At 51.3% G+C, this 20,422-nt stretch carries 21 protein-coding genes and 1 other RNA gene; 10 read left to right on the plus strand and 12 right to left on the minus strand.

Annotation, left to right across the window (positions count from 1 at the left end; genetic code table 11):
* Nucleotides 1-29: 29 nt before the first annotated feature.
* Both C173_RS12345 and C173_RS12350 read right to left on the minus strand, forming a co-directional pair.
* On the minus strand, nt 30-947 hold the full coding sequence (locus C173_RS12345) for a LysR family transcriptional regulator (RefSeq protein ID WP_036725203.1): 918 nt from the start codon (nt 945-947) through the stop codon (nt 30-32).
* A 14-nt stretch (nt 948-961) separates the two neighbouring features.
* Nucleotides 962-1,588 carry a rhomboid family intramembrane serine protease gene (locus tag C173_RS12350; RefSeq protein WP_036725206.1) on the minus strand — a complete coding sequence of 209 codons (627 nt, stop codon included), beginning with the start codon at nt 1,586-1,588 and terminating at the stop codon, nt 962-964.
* 112 nt (nt 1,589-1,700) lie between these two features.
* Here C173_RS12350 and tpx point away from each other — a divergent pair, with 112 nt between their 5' ends.
* The gene (gene tpx, locus C173_RS12355; RefSeq protein ID WP_036725207.1) at nt 1,701-2,219 is read left to right on the plus strand and encodes a thiol peroxidase; all 519 of its coding nucleotides are present in this window, start codon (nt 1,701-1,703) and stop codon (nt 2,217-2,219) included.
* 195 nt (nt 2,220-2,414) lie between these two features.
* Here the strand turns inward: tpx and C173_RS12360 are convergent, their stop codons facing one another.
* The 3 genes from C173_RS12360 to C173_RS12365 form a co-directional block, all read right to left on the minus strand.
* Nucleotides 2,415-2,804 carry a DUF1499 domain-containing protein gene (locus tag C173_RS12360; protein ID WP_036725209.1) on the minus strand — a complete coding sequence of 130 codons (390 nt, stop codon included), beginning with the start codon at nt 2,802-2,804 and terminating at the stop codon, nt 2,415-2,417.
* Between the two features lie 149 nt (nt 2,805-2,953).
* A non-coding RNA gene (ssrS, locus tag C173_RS33360) (6S RNA) lies at nt 2,954-3,145 on the minus strand.
* A gap of 104 nt (nt 3,146-3,249) precedes the next feature.
* Complete coding sequence (locus tag C173_RS12365; protein WP_036725211.1) at nt 3,250-4,089, minus strand: YesL family protein; 840 nt, start codon at nt 4,087-4,089, stop codon at nt 3,250-3,252.
* A 179-nt stretch (nt 4,090-4,268) separates the two neighbouring features.
* Between C173_RS12365 and C173_RS12370 the strand changes: the two genes are divergently transcribed.
* Nucleotides 4,269-4,364: a hypothetical protein gene (locus C173_RS12370; RefSeq protein ID WP_036702210.1), complete on the plus strand. Its 96-nt coding sequence runs from the start codon at nt 4,269-4,271 to the stop codon at nt 4,362-4,364.
* A gap of 74 nt (nt 4,365-4,438) precedes the next feature.
* Here the strand turns inward: C173_RS12370 and C173_RS12375 are convergent, their stop codons facing one another.
* Entirely contained in the window at nt 4,439-6,106 is a 1,668-nt protein-coding gene (locus C173_RS12375; protein WP_036725212.1) for a DEAD/DEAH box helicase, read from the minus strand.
* A 326-nt stretch (nt 6,107-6,432) separates the two neighbouring features.
* On the opposite strand from C173_RS12375, the gene C173_RS12380 reads away from it, so the two are divergent.
* The 4 genes from C173_RS12380 (at nt 6,433) to C173_RS12395 (ending at nt 10,584) form a co-directional block, all read left to right on the plus strand.
* Complete coding sequence (locus C173_RS12380; protein WP_036725214.1) at nt 6,433-7,260, plus strand: YitT family protein; 828 nt, start codon at nt 6,433-6,435, stop codon at nt 7,258-7,260.
* Nucleotides 7,261-7,435: 175 nt separating this feature from the next.
* A complete protein-coding gene (locus C173_RS12385; protein ID WP_171718441.1) occupies nt 7,436-7,624 on the plus strand; it encodes a hypothetical protein in 189 nt (62 codons plus the stop codon).
* Nucleotides 7,625-7,865: 241 nt separating this feature from the next.
* A complete protein-coding gene (locus C173_RS12390; protein WP_036725218.1) occupies nt 7,866-9,095 on the plus strand; it encodes a putative glycoside hydrolase in 1,230 nt (409 codons plus the stop codon).
* A gap of 133 nt (nt 9,096-9,228) precedes the next feature.
* Nucleotides 9,229-10,584 carry an MATE family efflux transporter gene (locus C173_RS12395; protein ID WP_036725483.1) on the plus strand — a complete coding sequence of 452 codons (1,356 nt, stop codon included), beginning with the start codon at nt 9,229-9,231 and terminating at the stop codon, nt 10,582-10,584.
* 95 nt (nt 10,585-10,679) lie between these two features.
* Here C173_RS12395 and C173_RS12400 read toward each other — a convergent pair whose 3' ends face one another.
* The 4 genes from C173_RS12400 to C173_RS12415 form a co-directional block, all read right to left on the minus strand.
* A complete protein-coding gene (locus C173_RS12400; RefSeq protein WP_036725219.1) occupies nt 10,680-10,940 on the minus strand; it encodes a metal-sensitive transcriptional regulator in 261 nt (86 codons plus the stop codon).
* 16 nt (nt 10,941-10,956) lie between these two features.
* Nucleotides 10,957-13,443 (minus strand): CoA-disulfide reductase, encoded by a 2,487-nt coding sequence (locus C173_RS12405; protein ID WP_036725221.1) that lies wholly within the window; start codon nt 13,441-13,443, stop codon nt 10,957-10,959.
* 147 nt (nt 13,444-13,590) lie between these two features.
* Entirely contained in the window at nt 13,591-14,562 is a 972-nt protein-coding gene (pfkA, locus tag C173_RS12410) for a 6-phosphofructokinase (protein WP_036725223.1), read from the minus strand.
* Nucleotides 14,563-14,626: 64 nt separating this feature from the next.
* Nucleotides 14,627-15,709, minus strand: a complete 1,083-nt coding sequence (locus tag C173_RS12415; protein ID WP_036725225.1) for a tetraprenyl-beta-curcumene synthase family protein — start codon at nt 15,707-15,709, stop codon at nt 14,627-14,629.
* 193 nt (nt 15,710-15,902) lie between these two features.
* Between C173_RS12415 and C173_RS12420 the strand changes: the two genes are divergently transcribed.
* Complete coding sequence (locus C173_RS12420) at nt 15,903-17,141, plus strand: MFS transporter (protein ID WP_051478005.1); 1,239 nt, start codon at nt 15,903-15,905, stop codon at nt 17,139-17,141.
* Nucleotides 17,142-17,145: 4 nt separating this feature from the next.
* Here the strand turns inward: C173_RS12420 and C173_RS12425 are convergent, their stop codons facing one another.
* On the minus strand, nt 17,146-17,388 hold the full coding sequence (locus C173_RS12425) for a hypothetical protein (RefSeq protein WP_036725226.1): 243 nt from the start codon (nt 17,386-17,388) through the stop codon (nt 17,146-17,148).
* Nucleotides 17,389-17,600: 212 nt separating this feature from the next.
* Entirely contained in the window at nt 17,601-17,798 is a 198-nt protein-coding gene (locus C173_RS12430; protein WP_036725228.1) for a cold shock domain-containing protein, read from the minus strand.
* A gap of 172 nt (nt 17,799-17,970) precedes the next feature.
* Here C173_RS12430 and C173_RS12435 point away from each other — a divergent pair, with 172 nt between their 5' ends.
* From C173_RS12435 to pepF, 3 genes are all read left to right on the plus strand, one after another.
* Nucleotides 17,971-18,204: a hypothetical protein gene (locus C173_RS12435; RefSeq protein WP_036702226.1), complete on the plus strand. Its 234-nt coding sequence runs from the start codon at nt 17,971-17,973 to the stop codon at nt 18,202-18,204.
* A gap of 6 nt (nt 18,205-18,210) precedes the next feature.
* On the plus strand, nt 18,211-18,381 hold the full coding sequence (locus C173_RS34660; protein ID WP_036725231.1) for a hypothetical protein: 171 nt from the start codon (nt 18,211-18,213) through the stop codon (nt 18,379-18,381).
* Nucleotides 18,382-18,587: 206 nt separating this feature from the next.
* Nucleotides 18,588-20,378, plus strand: a complete 1,791-nt coding sequence (pepF, locus tag C173_RS12445) for an oligoendopeptidase F (protein WP_036725485.1) — start codon at nt 18,588-18,590, stop codon at nt 20,376-20,378.
* Nucleotides 20,379-20,422 lie beyond the last annotated feature (44 nt).

Below are 20,422 nucleotides of genomic sequence, written 5' to 3' on the forward strand. Positions count from 1 at the left end.
TATCACTGCACAGACAATACCCCGGTAGGCTACGAGCCGACCGGGGTATTGTCTGTCTGCCTGTCTTTGAAATAGGTAAGCAGGAAGTTACGGAAGGACTGGGCGACCAGCGGCAGCTTGCCTTCTGCCCGGTGAATCAGCCCGACGGTTCTGGTAATCGTAGGCTCCACCACCCGGACCTGTGCAGGCTGCATGGGGTTGGTCTGGTAGAGCGCCATCTCCGGCAGCAAGCTTACCCCCATCCCGGCGGCTACCAGACCGCGGATTGTATCGGTCTCCCCGCCTTCAAAAGCAATCTGCGGCTTGAACCCCGCCGCAAGGCAGGCCTGCCACACAATCGGCCGCAGCGAGTAGCCTTGGCTGAACAATACAAACTTCTCGTCCCGCAGTTGTTCCAGCCGGATCACTTCCCTGCTTGCAAGCGGATGATTCTGCGGCAGAATGGCGAACAGCTCCTCGGTCATTACGATATCTCCGGCCACATGCGGGGCATTCTCCGGGAACGGCGAGATGAATGCCAGATCCACCTCTCCAGAGATAACATCCTTGATTAAGGATGGATAGGCCCCCTGCTTGAAGCGGAATTTCACATGGGGATAATGGCTGCGGAACTCCGCCACAATGGAAGGAATCAGATGGGTCCCGAGGCTATGCGGGAAGCCGATGCGGATCTCGCCGCGCTCCGGGTCAAGGAATTCATGCACCTCCGCCACCGACCGGTCGAGTTCATTCAGGACCGACTCCACTCTTTTGCAAAAGAGCTGCCCGACAGGCGTAAGCTGCAGATTCCTCCCCTTCTGCATGAACAGATCCACTCCCAGCTCCTGCTCCAGCTGATGAATCTGGCGGCTTACCGCAGATTGTGCGACATGCAGCTCCTCCGCCGCTCTGGTGACATGTTCCTTCTGGGCAACCTTCAGAAAATACTGCAGCTGTCTAAGCTCCACGATTACACCCTTCCTTATCGCCGTTTTCGTTTGAATACACGGATGATTAGCCCATAGATGAAGAATCCGGCGATCAGGCCGCCGATATGAGCCATATAATTTATATTTGGAGCGGCAAAGGACATGATAATCCCCATCACCAGAAGTCCGTAAAGCGTCTTGCGCGAGCCCTCATCCATCATTGCCCTTTGGAACACCGCAATATAGAGGAATGCGCCATAGACGGCGTAGATCGCCCCCGAGGCCCCTACAGAGACAATTCCAATCTCTACATTCCCTCGGCTGCTTATAAGAACCCACAGCAGATTAGCAATGAAGCCGCCGCCCAGATACAGCAGTGCATAACGCCACCAGCCCATCAACCGCTCCAGCGGCGGGGCGAAAACAAGCAGCGAGAAGCTGTTGAAGAACAAATGAGCGAAGCCGTTGTGAAGGAACATCGCCGTCACGCAGCGCCACAACTCATCCGTTTCAGCACCCACATTGACCGTAGCCCCGTATTCCACAAGTGTATACAGGTTGGTGGAGCCGCCATTCAGGGACAGCACGATGAACATAACCACATTGGCCAGAATCAGCGCACAGGTTACAGGATAATACCGGAGATAGCTTCTCCACTTCTCATACCTTATAAAAATCATAACACCCATCCTTTTATGTATGTTGTCCAGCTCGACATCCAGCTTCTAAAAAGATTATAATTTATTCTGGCAGGTACATGCCAATAATGCAATTCAAGGAGGAAACAAGGACATGACGCAAGAAAGAACAGGCGTAGCCACTTTTAAGGGCAACCCCATTACTCTGGTAGGCCCGCAGCTGAAAGCCGGAGATTCCGCGCCGCAATTCACGGTAAGCAAGAATCTCCTGGAAGATGTTACACTTACAGATTACGCTGGCAAAATCAAGCTGATCAGTGTTGTACCTTCCCTGGATACCGGTGTGTGCGATGCGCAGACCCGCCGCTTCAACAGTGAGGCTGCCGGTCTTGGCGATGATGTAGTGATTCTCACCATCAGCACAGATCTTCCTTTCGCCCAGGCCCGCTGGTGCGGCGCCGCAGGCATCGACAGTGTAATCACCCTGTCCGACCACAAAGAGACTTCCTTCGGACAAGCCTATGGCGTCCTGATCAAGGAATTCCGCCTCGACATGCGCTCCATCTTCGTTGTAGACAAGAACGACACTTTGGCTTATGTCGAGTATCTCGGTGAAATGGCTGAGCACCCGGACTACGAAGCGGCGATTTCCGCAGTTAAAGCTCTCCTCTAGGCTTAAACGGACAGCACTGATATGTTATACAGCATCCAAGACTATAAATGTACATTTTTGAAAAAAAGCGGCAGAAGGTCATCCTTCTCCGCTTTTTGCGTATGATGATCAATAAGGAATAGCCGTGCCCGGAACAGGCTGTCCCACTCCCGGAAACCGCATACAATCCCGGCAATACATGCCCGAATGCTGTCCTTAATCCACCTTATATTTGCCCAGCTTCTTATCCAAAGACTGGTACAAACGCTGAATAACACGGTAATTGGCACCCAGATCGCCAAGCGACCCTCTGGATGCTGAATATATATCTACGGCACAGCGTACGGGCGTGGTGCTTAACACAGATACGGTAATATCCAGCGAGCGGCCTAACGCCGTTCTTTTCTCCAGGGTAATCTCCCCTACAGACTGCACTTCATGCAAGACCTTATAACCAGGAATTTTCTTCAGCGTTGCGGATACTTCATCCCACGCCTTGTCTCTTGAAAGATTGTAATAACGCGTTTTCAATGCCGGATCTTTGGCACGGTCGCTTGTTCCGTCATGACTGCGAAATAAACCGACCAAGGTTCTTTTCAACGACAAAATTCTTCCCCCTCTTCAAATCCCAAGTTCACTACCCTAAGTGTAACACTCTTGTCCGCGGAACAAAAGGGCATTGCTCACTTTAACCTTGAAAAAGGCACCCTCTACCCGCTAGTGAGCAGGTAACAGGATGCCTTGTCAATTCCATTAGAAAACCCGCCTATGCCGTCCGGCTGCAGTGTCTTCTGAACCTGCTAGAGCAGGTGGGTGACCGCAGAAGTCGTTTTTGAATTCCCCAGGTCATATAGACAGGGCTGTTCAGCCGCGCTTCATGTAGATCTCCCAAGACATTATCATTGGTTCAAAACAACGAGCAACCATAACGTACATCGCAGGATTTATAACCATTATATTGCGTTTTGACGAAAAAGTAAACCTGTATGCGCTTTATTTAACGCCGGGATCATTTTCCGTTGACATTACTGCCCGGATGATCAAGAGAATGTTAAGTCCGCTTAAAATCCTTACCGGTGTCCTTATCTCTGTCGTCTTCATCCTCGTCTTCGTCATCATCATCGGCCGGCAGACCTTCATTCTCAGCTGCTTCCAGCGCGGCCTGTTCTTCAGCCAGCTTCTTCTTCTCCACCTGTAGTTGCAGCTTATTGTATGTAGCGAAGAAATTAAAGAAGGCGAGCATAGCAATCAGCGTAGGAATACACAGCACATAGAGCACCGGATACCGCAGACCTATATAAAGAAGAACGCCTGAACCAATCAACGTCGAGAACACACGGATCGGCCGGGCGATCGTGAGCAGAATCGAATTGGTTACCACTTCCTTGAACGTCATCTGGTAGTGAACCACGATGGAGAAGAAGTTAAACATCGATACGAACAAAATAATCATCAGCACCAGCATCAGGATACCGACAATCTTGAAATTCGGCATTTGCGTCATGTATACGGTCACATCAACGTACATCACGACAAACAGCAGGGTGTAGATAAGCCCTCCCAGCATGCTTTTCAGATAATTCTCTTTGTATCCCTGAAAAAAAGTGCGGAATGTACTTACATCGGTATTGCCCATTACCCATTTGCGCACCACTGTAAATAACGCCGACGTAGCCGGAAATACAGTGAATGGCGCGAATACACCAAGTACCCAGTTCAGCATAATCTGCTCATTCGGTCCGCCTGCTCCTGAACCCAGCATGAGGATCTTCATAATTCCTGCGAACAGAAACGGTATCGAACACAATGCCCATAAAATATTGCTGAAGGCGATGCGTGAGATCCATTCCGTGATGCGGTATATACCGCCCATTGCTCCTTTAAACTCCAATTCCCTTCCTCCTGTCTATCTTGTGCATACTGCGTATCTTAACTATACCTGTTTGTACAGGACTTTTCCAGCGCCCAAGTTTACAAGTTCTAGGTAAGTGTCTAAGCAAGCTCTGCAATACGTCCATATATTACATTGTAACCACAACAAATCCCCCATGCTCAAAGGAGGTTGACCTCATGTCCGCACCTGGCTGCTGCAATCCCTGGACTTCCACCGGAACAATTCTCGTGCTCTTCATCCTGCTGGTCATCATCAGCCGTACCTTCATCTAAGTGAATCCACAGCAAAAAAAGAAGACGGGAACCGGTAACGGTTGCTCGTCTTCTTCAAGGTGTTCTGTTATAGCTTAAGCGTCAAAATCCTGCTTGGCCGGGCGGGTGCTTGTGCTGCTCGGACGCGAGGACGGTCTTCCGTCTGTGTTACGGCTCGCTCCATCACGGTTGCCTTTGTAGCCGCCGCCATAGCTGCTGCCGCTTCCGCTGTTACCGCCATAGCCGCTGCTGTAGCCGCCACGGGTGCTTCCGCCGCTGCTGGCGTTGTCACGATTTCCGCGATAGCCGCCGCCGCTTGCATTGTCTCGGTTGCCGCGATAGCCGCCACCGGAGCTAGAACCGGAACCGGAACGGTTGCCGCCATAGCCGCCGTTAGGCTTACGCCCGCTACGGATGTCGTTCTTGCCGCCGCGGCGCTTGGCACGGATCGGATCTTCAGGAGTCAACTCAATTTGCGCATCCTTGTTATCGCCGGTAAGAAGCTTCATAGCTGCGGACAGCAGCTGTACAGAATCATATTGCTCCAGCAATTGAATGGCAATGCCTTTGTATTCGTTCAGTTCGCCAACCTCTACCATTGCAAGCAGACGTTCTGCTGTAATGCGTTGTTTGCCTTCAATAGCCTCGGCCATCGTAGGAAGCGGTTTGCGGGTAATGCGGTGACGGGTCACGCGTTCGATCAGGTGCAGGTGATCCATTTCGCGCGGAGTTACGAAGGACCAGGCTGTTCCTTCCTTGCCGGCGCGGCCTGTACGGCCGATACGGTGTACATAGCTCTCCGGGTCCTGCGGAAGGTCGAAGTTAATTACATGCGTTACGCCGGATACGTCCAGGCCGCGTGCAGCTACGTCTGTAGCAACCAGTACATCAATGCTGCCGTCGCGGAATTTGCGCATTACAGCATCCCGCTGGTTCTGCGACAAGTCGCCATGCAGGCCGTCAGCGGAATATCCGCGCTTCTGCAAGCCTTCTGCAAGCTCGTCTACCCGGCGCTTCGTGCGGCCGAATACAATTGCCAGATCTGGCGATTCCATGTCAATTAAGCGGCTAAGCGCTTCGAATTTCTGGCGTTCAGGCACTTCAACATAAGCCTGGTCGATAAGCGGTGCGCTAATCTGTTTAGGAATTACGGATACATGCTGCGGGTTCTTCAAGAACTGCTGGGCAAGGCGTTGAATGTTAGGAGGCATAGTAGCCGAGAAGAGCATGGTCTGACGTTCTTCAGGAACGAGCTTGAGGATGGTCTGGATATCCTCCATGAAGCCCATATCTAGCATTTCATCGGCTTCATCCAGTACGATCGTCTGAACATCATCCAGGCGGATGGTCTTGCGGTTGATATGGTCCAGGAGGCGTCCTGGTGTACCAATAATAATCTGTGGTTTTCTCTTCAGTCCGCGGATCTGGCGGCCGATATCCTGCCCGCCGTAGATAGCCAGTGAACGAAGTCCTTTGAAGCGGGTCAACTTACCGATTTCTTCAGCGACCTGGATGGCCAGCTCACGTGTTGGCGTCATTACCAGTGCCAGAATCTTCTCTTCTTCTCTTGCGATCTTGGAGATGAGGGGAATCCCGAAGGCTGCGGTCTTACCTGTACCCGTCTGTGCCTGTCCGATAAGATCCGATCCGGCCATAGCAAGCGGGATAGCCTGCTCCTGGATTGGTGTTGCTTCCTCAAATCCTAGCTCTGTGATTGCTTGAAGTACTTTTGGCTCCAAGCCGAATTCTGCGAATGTTTTCAAATTATTCATGCTCCTTCTATACAGTGGACATTCCACATGCTTGTCTGTATTCTTAAGTAGCGGTAAACACATTTATAGGCTGTCCAATCATGCCGGATTTTCTGCATGGTTTAGCGCGTATTGGGACAAACAACTGTCCTATGATCAGGCCACTACATACACCTGACAATTGTAGCTTCGCATTCTAAGCAATGCAAAAATACCATTGTAACGTCCTACTCAAGAATATCCTATACATTATATCACAAACCCAATCAGGAATACCAGTGTATTCCTTACTTTCATTACTTACATGACACTCACACTACACTCAGAGGTGAATTTGCTTGGTTAAACTAAGATTATTCGGGAGCTTTCTTGCCGTTCTCTTCGGTTCAGCGATGATCGCAAGCGGCTTTAATCTGTTCCTGATCCCCCACAGACTGCTCAGCGGAGGCGTATCCGGCCTCGCCATGCTGGCCGGTTATTTCACTCCTTTTAACATCAGCTTACTCTATTTACTCTTCAATATCCCGCTGCTTGCAACCGGATGGTTTCAGCTGGGCCGCCGGTTTATTATTCTCAGCATGGTCTCTGTAGGGGCTACCACCTGGCTGATGACGGTGGTACCGGTCTTTCAAGTATCCTCGGATATGCTGCTTGCCTCTGTCTTCGGCGGGGTGCTTGTGGGTGCCGGTGCGGGCATCTCCTTCCGGGTAGGAGGCTCCTCGGGCGGCTTCGATATTCTGGGCTCCATTATAACACGGTACCGGGATTTCCCGGTAGGCAGTGTGCTGGTCGGTCTCAATGGTCTCGTCATTCTTGCTGCGGCTTATTTTGACGACAACTGGAATCTGGCGCTTGCCTCGATGGTCTCCATTTACGTCACCGGCAAGGTGGTCGACCTGATTCATATCAGCCACATCAAAGTTACCGTGTACATTATCACCAACCGGACTGACGAGCTGCTGCAGCAATTGCTGGGCCTTCAGCGCGGCGTTACAAAATTTAAGACAGAAGGTGCTTATTCTCATGTAGAACGGGACATGCTAATGACAGTGACCACACGGTATGAGCTTGCAGAACTGAAACGTATTATTAAAACAAGCGATCCGCAGGCTTTTGTAAATATCGTTGAAACTGTCGGTGTGATGGGCTCTTTCCGCAAACGGTAATTTATAAGAAAATGCTTATCCGTTCAAATTATGTTATATTATAGCTACGCAGGACCTTAACAATTTCATGAAGATTGTGATTTACCCTCTTTTTTCCAGGCACTTCGTTTTTCCGGGTGGACCCTGAATTCTGATTCAGTTCGATTCGAAAAAGGAAAGGGTGATTTTTGTGGAAATGGAAACGGTAAAACTGTCAGCAATCGTCATGAGGTGGTATCCGGATATGATACCGTTCCTGAAGCAGGACGAACTCAATTCTGTAATCGTACTGCGTGACGGTCTGAGTATTCTGGAACCGGCAGATGCCATGGATATCATCCATTACAGCATTTGCGAGCATCAGAATTCTGCGTATCTTCATTAAGCAAGCTGCCCTAAAGAGCAAGTTGTAATAGTTGCCGTCCTGGTCATTGGCCTTCGTGCCAGTCCGGGGCGGCATTTACTTTTATAATCAGCGGTTCAAAATCTGTACATCCCGTTTATAAACAACAAGAGCGGAAATATGACCTCAAAAAATTACGGGTATTGTTACAAGTCTGTTCTTTTTGGGTGCATCCGTTACCTTATACTTTATAAGGAATGTACATAAAGGGAGCGAATAAGAAATGAATATCACCTGGGCTTTACTGATGATGGCCCTGGGAGGCGTAGGTGTTCCGAATCAAGGACATGAAGCCGATGTGGCAGCAGCCCTGCAGAGCGCCATGAATCCCCCCATCGTCGCAGAACACACCACCAATCCGGACGCAGCAGCATCACCGAACGGAGGCGGCACTGCCTCTCCTGCACCTTCACCAGGCGCATCGCCGGAGACAGCACTTCTTGCCGATCCGCAGCCGGATGCTCCCAAGGTTAAAGGGATATACGTGACTGCCTACAGCGCCGGTGGCGCACGGATGGAGACCCTGCTTGCCCTGCTGGACAAGACTGAGCTCAACTCCATGGTCATCGATATTAAGGATGATGCCGGATATATCACCTACAAGACGGACAATGCTGAGCTTCAGCAAATGGGGCATCCCCAGCCGTTCATAGGGGATATCAACAAGCTGATGACCCGCCTGAAGGAGCATGATGTCTACCCGATTGCGCGGATCGTAGTATTCAAGGATTCAGTGCTCGCCAAGAAGAACAAGGAATTATCCTTCGTCAACAAAGACGGCTCTGTCTGGGCCAACAAGGGCGGAGACAGCTTCGTCAATCCTTATAATGAAAATGTGTGGAAGTATAACGTAGATATTGCCAAGGAAGCCGTTAAGCTCGGGTTCAAGGAAATCCAGTTTGACTATGTACGCTTCCCTGAAGGCTTCGAGAAGCGTGCGGACACTCTGAAATACACGAAGAGTGACAGACCGCGCGTGGAAATCATCGCCGACTTTGTCAAGTATGCCAAAGCTGAGCTCGCTCCGCTGGGAGTTCGGATCTCTGTAGATATCTTCGGATATGCCGCCTCGGTACCTGCCGCAGAAGGCATCGGACAGGACTTCGTGAAGATCTCCAAGAATGTCGATGTTATCAGCCCGATGGTCTATCCGAGCCATTACTCCACCGGCTGGTTCGATGTGAAGGACCCGGACAAAGACCCTTATGCTACCATTAAGGGCTCAATGGTCGATACACACAAGAAGCTGAATCCTCTAGGCAGCTACAAGCCGGTCATCCGCCCATGGATTCAGGATTTCACCGCCAGCTGGCTGGGCAGCGGGCATTATGTCAAATACGGCAAGAAGCAGGTTGAAGATCAGATCCGTGCCTTGAAGGATCAGAATATTGACGAATTCCTGCTATGGAATGCCAACAACCGCTACACCGCCGATGTGAAGTATGACCAATAAGCTTTCTGCAATTATCCGGATGTATCCATAGCCGCATGATATCCAGAGCCCGGCAGCTGCCGGGCTTTTTACTGGGAATATTTACACTGGGAAAATAAGTATTCAAAATAAAGATAACGGGGCATTGATCATTATGAAACAGACAACTTCCATTAAACAAAAGGCCGGGCAATTCCTGCATATATTGCTTCCGATTCTGATTACTCAGATTGCATTGTCGGCCATTACCTTCTTCGACACCAATATGTCCGGCAAATTCGGCACGAATGATCTGGCCGGCGTAGCCATCGGCACAAGCCTGTGGATTCCGATCCAGACAGGCCTTAGCGGTATTCTTATGGGGATTACACCCATTGTGTCTCATCTCCTCGGCAGCAAGCGGGGTAAGGATGTGGCTAACCAGGTGATGCAGGGCATTTGGCTCTCCCTGATCGTATCCGTGCTCGTGCTGATTCTTGGCAGCCTCGCTCTCACACCGATCCTGAATTTCATGAATCTGGAGCCTGCGGTACGAGATATTGCCTTCCGCTTCCTCGGTGCCATCTCCTTCGGCATTATCCCGCTGTTCGGCTATACCGTTGTCCGCAGCTGTATTGATGCCCTGGGTCAGACCCGTGTCTCCATGTTCATCACCCTGATTGCCCTGCCGGTCAATGTGGGGCTTAACTATCTGCTGATCTTCGGTAACTTCGGCTTCCCCCGCCTTGGCGGAGTAGGCGCAGGCGTAGCCTCTGCGATCACGTATTGGGTCATTTTTCTGATTGCCCTAATCTTCGTCTACCGAGCTGAGCCTTTCCGCAATCTGCAAATTTTCCGTAAATTTCACGCGGTGTCCCTGGTAAGTCTCAAGGAGCTGCTGAAGATTGGTGTGCCTATCGGCTTTTCGATCTTTTTCGAGACGGCGGTGTTCTCGGCTGTAACCCTGCTGATGAGCCGCTTCGATACCATTACAATCGCTGCCCATCAGGCCGCCATTAACTTCGCTTCCACCCTTTATATGATTCCGCTGAGCATCTGCATGAGTCTGACGATTCTCGTCGGCTTCGAGAGCGGCTCCGGCCGGCTGAGGGATGCGCGCCAGTATGGCATTATGGGCATTGGTACGGCGGCTGTCCTCTCCCTGCTCACAGCGCTGGTGCTGCTCTTCGCCGGGAATCATGTCGCCGGACTGTATTCGGATGACCATGAGGTGATCTCGCTGATCCAGCATTTCCTGATCTACGCGATCTTCTTCCAGATCTCCGATGCCATCGCAACCCCGACTCAAGGCGTACTGCGGGGATATAAGGATGTTAATCCTGCGTTCGTCATCTGCTTCATTGCCTATTGGGTGATCGGCCTGCCCGTCGGCTACCTGCTCGCCACTTATACTGAGCTTGGGGCTTACGGCTACTGGATCGGACTCATTACCGGCCTTGGAATCGGCGCAATTCTGCTCCTGGGCCGGCTCGTCAGGGTGCAGCGCAGATTCGCCCCGGAGAAGGCATGAAATAGCACGGAGCTCCACAAAAAAGTTCTTGTCTTATAACAAAAACAGCCACAGACATCCGGGAGATTTCACCCTTCGTCAGTGGCTGTTCTTCATTAACGGCTCTTTACAAGCAAATCTACTGCTTCCTTAATCACTTGATCAGGGGAGTTCCCCTTCGCAAGCTCTTCCTGAATACAGTGCTCCAGATTGTCTCCGATCACTGCACCAATAGAGCGGTCTACGGCTGTTCGGATCGCTGTCAGCTGAGTCACGATCTCGCGGCAATCTTTGCCTTCCTCCAGCATCCCGAGTACTCCCCTCACCTGACCTTCGATACGCTTCAACCGGTTGCTAATAGCTTTATCATACTCCACTGTCCCTTGGCCCCCTCTAGATGAATAAGTTCACGCCGGAATCCTCGGCAGCTCCAAGATAGCTGGCAACACCGCCGAAGTCTACACCTTCAATTAATTCCTCCTGCTTGATGCCCATGATGTCCATGCTCATCGTGCAGGCCATCAGCTTAACTCCGGCATTCAGTGCGCCTTGCATCAGATTCTCCAGGGATTCCACATTCTTGCGACCCATAGTATAGCGGATCAGCTTCGACCCAAGCCCGCCCATGTTCATGCGGGATAAGGGAAGCTTCCGCGTTCCCTTCGGCATCATCATGCCAAACATCCGGTCTAGAGCATTCTTCTTCACCTGCGGAGACTGCCCCCGGCGCAGAACATTAAGCCCCCAGAAGGTAAAGAACATGGTTACCTGCTTGCCCATTGCTGCGGCGCCTGTTGCAATAATGAAGGAAGCGATAGTTTTATCAAGATCACCGCTGAAAACAATCATCGTTGTACCTTCAGAGACCGCTGACTGTTCCGCCGGAACTACGGTTCTGTCTGCCGGGTCTACTCCCTTCCGTACCAACGCCTGAACCTTGCCCCCGGATACATCCACTGATTCCAGTGTGTTCCTTGTCTTGCTGCACCACTGCCTGATATCAGCGGCAAAACCGAAATCCGTTGCAGTGATCTCAACCCGCTGGCCTTCCTCCATTGAGCTTATAGTCTCATATACTTTGAGTATAGGGCCGGGGCACTGTAATCCGCAAGCATCCAGCAGGAGCTGCGGCTTAGGGCTGAGCTTTTCGTGGCTATGGACTATACTGGCGGGAGACGGGGCATTCACTTTTAAAGCCGGCGTCTCTCTTTTGCCGGAATCATCAGTGTTATTCCCCCTTGCCATCGCTGCGTATGTTTTGTACCCTCCGTCAACATTTCGTACTGCATATCCGTATTGGATTAACATGCGGGCAGCAATGTAGCCGCGCAGCCCTACCTGGCAGGACACGGCGATCTCCCGATCCCCAGGAATCTCTGTGAGCCGGTCTCTCAGCCCAGCCAGCGGAATGTTGATGGAACCCGGAATGAACCCGGCTAAACGCTCTGCTTCGTCTCTGACATCAATGATGAGGCCGCCACTACGTGTGAATTCGTCCACTTCATGCCATTGCAGATTACGGACGAGTCCCTCCATCAGATTGGAGGCAACATAGCCCGCCATATTGACCGGATCTTTGGCCGAGGAATACGGCGGCGCATACGCCAGCTCCAGATCGGCCAGCTCATCTGCCTTAAGCCTGCTGCGGATCGCGGTGGCAATGACATCTATTCTTTTGTCCACTCCGGCACTTCCGGCCGCTTGTGCTCCATAAATCTCTCCTGTCTGCGGGTTGAACAGCAGCTTAAGCGCTATCGGTGCAGCACCGGGGTAGTAACCGGCATGAGAATTCGGATGGATATGCACAGCTTCATAAGGTACCCCAAGCGACTTAAGCGTCTTCTCGTTGTTCCCGGTCAGCGCAGCAGTCATATCGAAAATTTTGATAATCGCAGTACCTAATGCCCCAGTGTAAGAGGCTTCCCGGCCGTTGATATGATCGGCGGCCAGACGCCCCTGCCGGTTCGCTCCCCAGGCCAGAGAGACCATGGTATCGAACCCTTGAACGCGGTCCTTCACTTCAATGACATCCCCTACGGCATAGATGGCCGGATCACTGGTCTGTAGCGAGGCATTGACCTTAACCGATCCCCGGATGCCCAGCTCCAGCCCGCAGCTCCGTGCCAGGTCATTCTCAGGACTGACCCCAATCGCCAAGATAACCATATCCGTTCTAAGCTCCCCGCCGGAGGAGAGACGGAGCAGGCTGCCTTGCTGTTCAATAGCCTCTACCCCCTCATTCATCCGCAGTTCCACCCCGTGCATACGCATATGCTCTTCCAGCGGACGAACCATCTCGAGATCAAGCGGGTTCAGAATCTGCTGCCCCCGGTCAATCACAGTGACATCAAGCCCCCGCTCCCGCAGGTTCTCCGCCATCTCAAGACCAATAAAACCTGCACCAATTACAGTGGCATGCCGGGGGTGACGGCTGTCCACATAGGCCTTGATACGGTCTGTATCAGGAATATTCCTTAAGGTAAACAGGTTCTCAGCCTCTGAAATACCCGGAATCGGGGGAACTATCGGCTTCGCTCCCGGTGAGAGTACTAAGATATCATATGGAATCTGCAGTCTCTCGCCTGTTGTAACATTGCGGCAGTGTACCTGCTTATGTTCACGGTCAATCTCTGTCGCCTCGGTAAAGATTCTCACATCAATATTGAAGCGTGCCCTAATTCCAGCCGGTGTTTGCAGAAACAGCTTGTCCCGGGAATCAATACTCTCCCCAATATAATAAGGCAGCCCGCAATTGGCAAAAGAAACATGCTCTCCCCGCTCAATCATGATAATGTTGTCTTCTTCGTTCAGTCTTCTTAGGCGTGCCGCAGCGGATGCCCCTCCGGCAACACCGCCGATAATGACTATAGTTCTACTCATGCTTATTCCCTCCTAATTGTATACCCCTATGGGTATTAATATATACGGGTGGGGGTATACTGTCAAGTCAAAAAAGAGCAGCCCCTTCCGGTGATGGAAGGCTTGCTGCTCCGGTGAAATTTGAAGATCCTATAAATTCTGCTGCTCTTACTGGGACAAACGGGAAGCCAGCTCATACAGCTCAATATTGAAATCCTTCTTCGTATTCACTACCTTATCGATATCGGTCAGGGTCAATTCCCCTTTAATAATTCCGCATGCCTTGTCCGATTCGCCTTCGATCAGCTTACGGACCGCGAAATCAGCCAGACGGCTGGCGAGGTTACGGTCTCCTGGTGTTGGAGTACCTCCGCGCTGAATGTGTCCCAGCACCGTAACACGGGCATCCAGGGAAGCATGGCGGTCTTTGAGTGCCTGAGCAACATCCTCACCCTTGCCGACGCCTTCAGCTACAATGACGATACTGTGACGTTTGCCGCGTGCGAAATTATCCTTCATCCGGTCAGCTACCTCATTCAGGTCATAAGGCATTTCCGGCACCAGAATCGTCTCCGCCCCGGAAGCAAGGCCTGCATGCAGAGCGATATCTCCGCAGTGACGCCCCATAACCTCTACGATGGAGGAACGCTCATGGGATGACATGGTGTCGCGCAATTTATTGATCGCATCCACTACCACGCCAACGGCAGTATCGAATCCGATAGTGTAGTCTGTGAACGATATATCATTATCAATGGTACCCGGCAGAGCCATCGTCTTGATTCCAAGCTTGCTGAGCTTGTTGGCGCCATGGTAAGAGCCGTCTCCGCCGATAACAACCAGACCGTCGATGCCGAGCTCATTCAGAATGTCAGCACCTTTCTGCTGGCCTTCCGGCTTCATGAACTCCAGACAGCGTGCAGACTGCAGAACCGTACCTCCGCGCTGGATGATATCTCCGACACTGCGCAGATCCATCGGGAAAATGTCGCGGTTCAGCAGGCCCTGATACCCGCGCTGAATGCCGAATACTTCAATTCCGAAGTAGATCGCGCTGCGGACAACCGCACGCACTGCGGCGTTCATCCCCTGGGAGTCTCCTCCACTGGTTAATACTGCGATTTTTTTTACGTTTGACATTCTGTTAGTTCCTCCTTAAATTTGTGCCAGTTTCTCCCCTTACCCGGAGAAGATCCGGCAGCATCTAATACATGTGTTTGCGTATCCAGCGGCTGTTGACGAAGAAGAAGAGTCTGGTCAGCGGACTATTCTTCATCAGCCTCCGGGATACCGAGCGGACCTCGCGTTGCTCACTAACCTTGGGATCGGATAAATACAGGGCCAGCAGTCCTTCGATGATCATACGGTGCATGGAGTTCTCAGGAAGACTCCGGACATCCTTACGGGCCCACTCCACAATGGAAGCGATCCGGTTCAGCATCATATCCGTATTCTCATAATAATTGCAGAAATTGAGATCACCGCCGGCCCGGTCTTCATCCTGGTCAATCAGATAATCCAGCATGATATGCAGACCGCACACATGCGGAAAATAAGCAGCACGAATGGATGATGATGCCACTGTGCTTAGCTTAGGATCACAGGACGCCAGAAAAAGCATGAATACGCCCAGGGTTGAACCGGTTGCGGCAGCAAATTCATTCCACTGGAGATGAGGCGCGCGTTCCCCCTCCTTCTCCCACCATTCCTTGAGGGCAGCTTCTCTAAGCTCCGGGTGAATGTGCTTATAGACCTGAAGATCAGTGTACAATACAGCCAGATTATAGACCTCTTCAGCAGCAGCACCGTAGCCGGGTAGCCGGGAGGTCATCTCCTGGCATTTGCGGACCAGTCTGTGCAGGTATCCGCCGTCATTCTGTTCCGTGCGCAGCGCGTAATAGTTCACAGGCTCCGCGCCGGGGGTAACAGCATCCAGCATGGACTTATGCAGCAACCGGAAATCGGCCGGATCAAGCGAAGTACTGCGGTCACACAGGTTGTCCAAATAATCACTGATCGTCTGATAAGCAACAATTAGCGGAATCAGTATATGTCTCATCGACAAATTGCCGGCGGCATAGATTCCGCCGCCTTCGCAATGAAACTGCTTCGTTTCAATGCTGGCAAGCGCTTGCTTACGGAGCTCGGGATCGGGAATTCCTTCTGCATCCTTGCGCCAGGAATCGAGACATGATCGCACTTCCGGCAGCACGTACTTATAGACCCTCTTCATGAGTCCAATAGGACCGCGCGGACTACGGTTACGGCCTTGCTCAAATTCATTCAATGACAGTGCCTCCACATTGTTGTCTCCTTATCCAAATCATGATTATTATAATATGCAGAGCGGATTTGTACAAACAACAAAATCACTTTCGCAAACTCTTGAAAGATTCAGAAAATCGATATTATACGAATCCCCCGGCCTCTCCGCTTTATGCTATACTATACTTTTCTATATCCCGAAGGAGTGCACAATCATGAATGCGAGGCGGAGCGGCGGCCAATACAGTGATCAAAACTGGCTGCGATCCTTTATGTTTACGCTGTACGGCACCAGTGTGCTGGTTGTTTCTTATTTCCCGTTATTTTATGCCCACTTAGGCTTCAGCAGTCCGCAAATGGGTCTGCTCTACTCGGTAGGCCCGTTGATCTCGATTCTCTCTAATCTGTTCTGGAGTATGATGAGCGACCGGCTGGGTACCGTCCGTAAGATTATGGCTCTCCTGCTTGGAGGTCAGCTGATCACCGCCATTATTCTGGCCAGAGCCACCGATTTCTCGAGTGTCATGCTTATTTTATCCTTTTTCTATTTCTTCTATTACCCTGTCTTTCCACTGGCAGATACGATGGCAATTAAAATTGCCCAGCGTCACGGGCGGAATTTCATTGCCATCCGTGTATTCGGCTCGCTCGGATACTCCTTCTTCGCCCTTACAATCGGCTATGTACTCAGAACGCTGGGACCTCAGTACAGCGTAGCGATTTGTATTGTGATTGTCGTAACCGCGCTGCTGATTACGATTGGGCTGAAGGATGTGAAGCGAACCGAGGCGGCTCCGCTCTCTGTAGACAAGGAGTCTACGGACAGACCGCTGAAGGGCGCCGGACTCCGCGAGATTCTCCTGCAAAAGGAAGTGCTGTGGTTCTTCGGTTCTGTATTCCTGCTCGCCATCGGCTACCGGATGAACGAGGCCTTCCTGACGATCAGCCTCAAGGGCATGAATGCAGGAGATGAAGTTGTCGGCTGGGCGCTGCTGGCTTCAGCGCTCAGTGAGATCCCCATCTTCTTCCTGCTCAGCAGATATGGCGACAAGTTCAAGGAGCTGCCGCTGCTTGCTTTTGCCAGCCTGATGTTCACGCTGCGCTTTCTGTTCATGTCGCTGGCCCGGGAGCCGGGTACCGTGGTTGCCATTCAGGCCATGCATAGCATTTCGTTCGGCATTTATTATGTAACTGCGGTCCGCTACATCACACGGATCATCCCTGATCACCTGCGGGCAACCGGAATGGCACTCTTCACCGTCGTATGGTCCAGCGGCGCAGGTCTGCTCAGCGGCACCTTCGGCGGACTGATCTACCAGGATGCCGGCCGGATTGTATTCTATCTGGTTGCTACCGGCTTCTCGGTTCTGGCCTTCATCGGCTTCCTGTCCAAGCATCTGATGGACCTCGGGGGCGGCACGGACCGCCCGCTAAGGAACAAGACCCCGCTCTGACTGATTATGGGCGGGGAAGGATATAGCACCACCAGGCACGCCGCAGCATAACAAAATGCTCCGGCATCCCCATTGTGGTCGGTTTTCCGACCATATCCCGCCCACTCGCCTCTTCCGCACCGAATATGGTCGGTTTTTCGACCATATCCGGCCCTTGCCCCTCTGCCGCACCGAATGTGGTCGGTTTTTCGACCACATCCCGCCCACTCGCCCCTTCCGTACCGGATGTAGTCGGTTTTTCGACCATATCCTGCTGTTCGCTGAAATCAGCGAAGTCATTCCTATTAACTTGATGCGTAACTTATCCACATCGGACGTAAATCATAATTTCCTAACCAATAAAAAAACACAGCCCCCGAAGGAACTGTGCTGCTCAAGCTGCCTGATGCTACTTATGCCAGTGCGTGCTAGATCAAATATATATATTGCGGCTGACAGAAGCTCTGCCTTGGCCGTATTTTATAATTTAACTACGTTCGCTGCCTGTGGACCACGGTTACCGTCAGTAACATCGAATTCTACCGCTTGGCCTTCGTCCAAAGTCTTGAATCCGTCGCCTTGAATCGCTGAGAAGTGAACGAATACATCTTCGCCGCCTTCAACTTGAAGGAAACCATAACCTTTTTCTGCGTTAAACCATTTTACTGTACCTTTCAAATGAACAACCTCCTAAAAATACCGCCATATATGGCGTATGCTTACATTATACTCTTTCTATACTTGTAAAGCAATCCATCTTTTCCCTGATTTCATGATTTAATTTGCTTTTCCCTTCTCCGGTGCGTTATCATTGACCCAAAAGCCAAAAATCGCCAGGGTGGTAATGATAATGATCAAAAAACATGAAATATACAAAACAGACAAGTGGAACATGATGACGGTGGAGGTTCAGGGACGTTATATTATCCTTCGTGAAATCTCCGACCAATGGGGAGAAGAAACGCATACCTTCATGAGCCGTCCGGCTATGATGCAGTGGGTGAACAACCGCTTCAATAAAGAATCCTACAAGGATAATGAAGAAGAGTACAAGAATATCATCGCAGCCTTCAAACAGGTATAGTCCGGCATGGATAATGAGAGTCTTGTCATTTATGTCATTGTCGTCCTGTGCCTGGGTGCCGTACTGATTATGAGCAAGGACAAAATGCCCTCGCGCTTGAAGCGCGGGATGGCATTGACCGCAGTCATTATGATTGCGCTGGCTTTTGTCTTCATTATTTATAGCCTGCTCACATAACTTCATCTGTAAGCAAGATTTAATAAACATGAATTGGCAGGGCATACTAAGCAGACTTTGAGAATCAGGAGGCTGCCGTCATGTCCGTTACCGCCAAATCACTCCCGCTCCTGCTTGCGCTCAGCCTGCTGCAGGGAAATCTGTCCTCAGCGCTCCCGCAGGCGGAGAGCAGCCCAGCCGCATCCCATCTACCGAGGAGGATTTCTATGGAACAATTACCTAAGAGAAGTGAAGTGCCCGCCGAGAACCGCTGGAAGCTTGAAGATATGTTTGCTTCAGAGGAGCAATGGGATGCCGAATATAAGGAAGTGAAGGCGCTGATTACAAGCGCTGCCTCCTTCCAGGGGAAGCTGGATTCTCCGGATGCCCTGAAGAAGTGCTTCGAGCTGGACGATAAGCTGTCCCTGCTGACTGAACGCCTCTATGTCTATGCGCATATGCGCCAGGACGAGGATACAGCGGCTCCGAAGTACCAGGCTCTCTCCTCCAAGGCCAAGAAGCTTGGCGTTGAAGCGGGTGAAGCTCTTTCTTTTGTCACACCTGAGATTCTGGCCCTGCCTGACGCGACACTGGACCAGTTCATCGCTGACCCTTCGCTCTCCGACTACACCTTCACCTTGACTGAAATGAAGCGTGAGAAGGCCCATGTCCTGTCCAAGGCGGAAGAAGCGCTGCTGGCTCAGGTCAGCACGATCGCCCAGGCCCCGCAAACTGTATTCAGCATGCTGAATAATGCGGATCTGAAGTTCCCTAAGATTAAGAACGAAGAAGGCAAGGAAGTTGAGCTGACCCACGGAAGCTATATTCAATTCCTCGAAAGCCCGGACCGTGAGGTACGCAAGAACGCCTTCAAAGCGGTCTATGAAACTTACGGCAAGCAAAAGAACACGATTGCTGCCACGCTGAGCGCGAATGTGAATAAGAATGTCTTCTACTCCCGTGTGCGCAAATATCCTTCCGTACTGGAAATGTCCTTGTACGGCGACAATATTCCGAAGGAAGTCTACACGAATCTGATCGATACGATTCACGAGAGTCTGCCGCTGATGCACCGTTATATGAAGCTGCGCCAAAAGCTGCTTGGGGTAGATGAGCTACATATGTATGACTTGTTCGCTCCGCTGGTGGACGAATATAAGCTGGATATTACGTTTGACGAGGCCAAGAAGATTACCAAGGAAGGCCTGAAGCCGCTTGGCGAGGACTACCTGAGTGTTCTGCAGGAAGGCTATGACAAAGGCTGGATCGATGTCTACGAGAACGAGAACAAACGCTCCGGCGCATACAGCTGGGGAGCTTACGGCACCCATCCTTTTGTGCTGCTGAACCATAATGACAATCTGAACAGCATGTTCACACTGGCACATGAGATGGGTCACGCCCTGCACTCCTACTATTCGGACACAGCGCTGAAATACCGGGACGCGCAGTACACTATTTTCCTGGCGGAGGTTGCTTCTACTACCAATGAGGCGCTGCTGATGGATTACCTGCTGAACAAATCCACAGATCCGAAGGAAAAAATGTACCTGCTCACCTATTATGCCGACCAGTTCCGCACGACGGTATTCCGGCAGACGATGTTCGCTGAATTCGAAAAAATCATTCACCAGCGTGCTGAAGAAGGCGAGTCGCTCACACCGCAGGATCTCTCGGCTATCTACTATGACCTGAATGTCAAGTATTACGGCAAGGATATGGTGATTGATCAGGATATTGAGATGGAATGGGCACGGATTCCGCATTTCTATAACAGCTTCTACGTCTATAAATATGCTACCGGCTTCTCGGCGGCGACGAGCTTCGCCAAACAGATTCTGGAGGAAGGCAAACCGGCGGTTGACCGTTACCTCGGCTTCCTGAAGAGCGGCGGCAGCGATTATTCCATTAACATCCTGAGCAAAGCCGGGGTTGATATGTCGTCTCCTGAACCGATCCGCGAAGCCATGAGCGTATTCGAGAGCGTGATCGAACAGATGGAGCAGTTGACCAAGTAAGACAGAAGGCTTAGTATTACAGTAATCCCTTGCCCTTTGATGGC

Origin of the sequence: Paenibacillus sp. FSL R7-277 (genome assembly GCF_000517965.1) — a bacterium.
Classification (GTDB): Bacteria; Bacillota; Bacilli; order Paenibacillales; family Paenibacillaceae; genus Paenibacillus_AQ; species Paenibacillus_AQ silagei.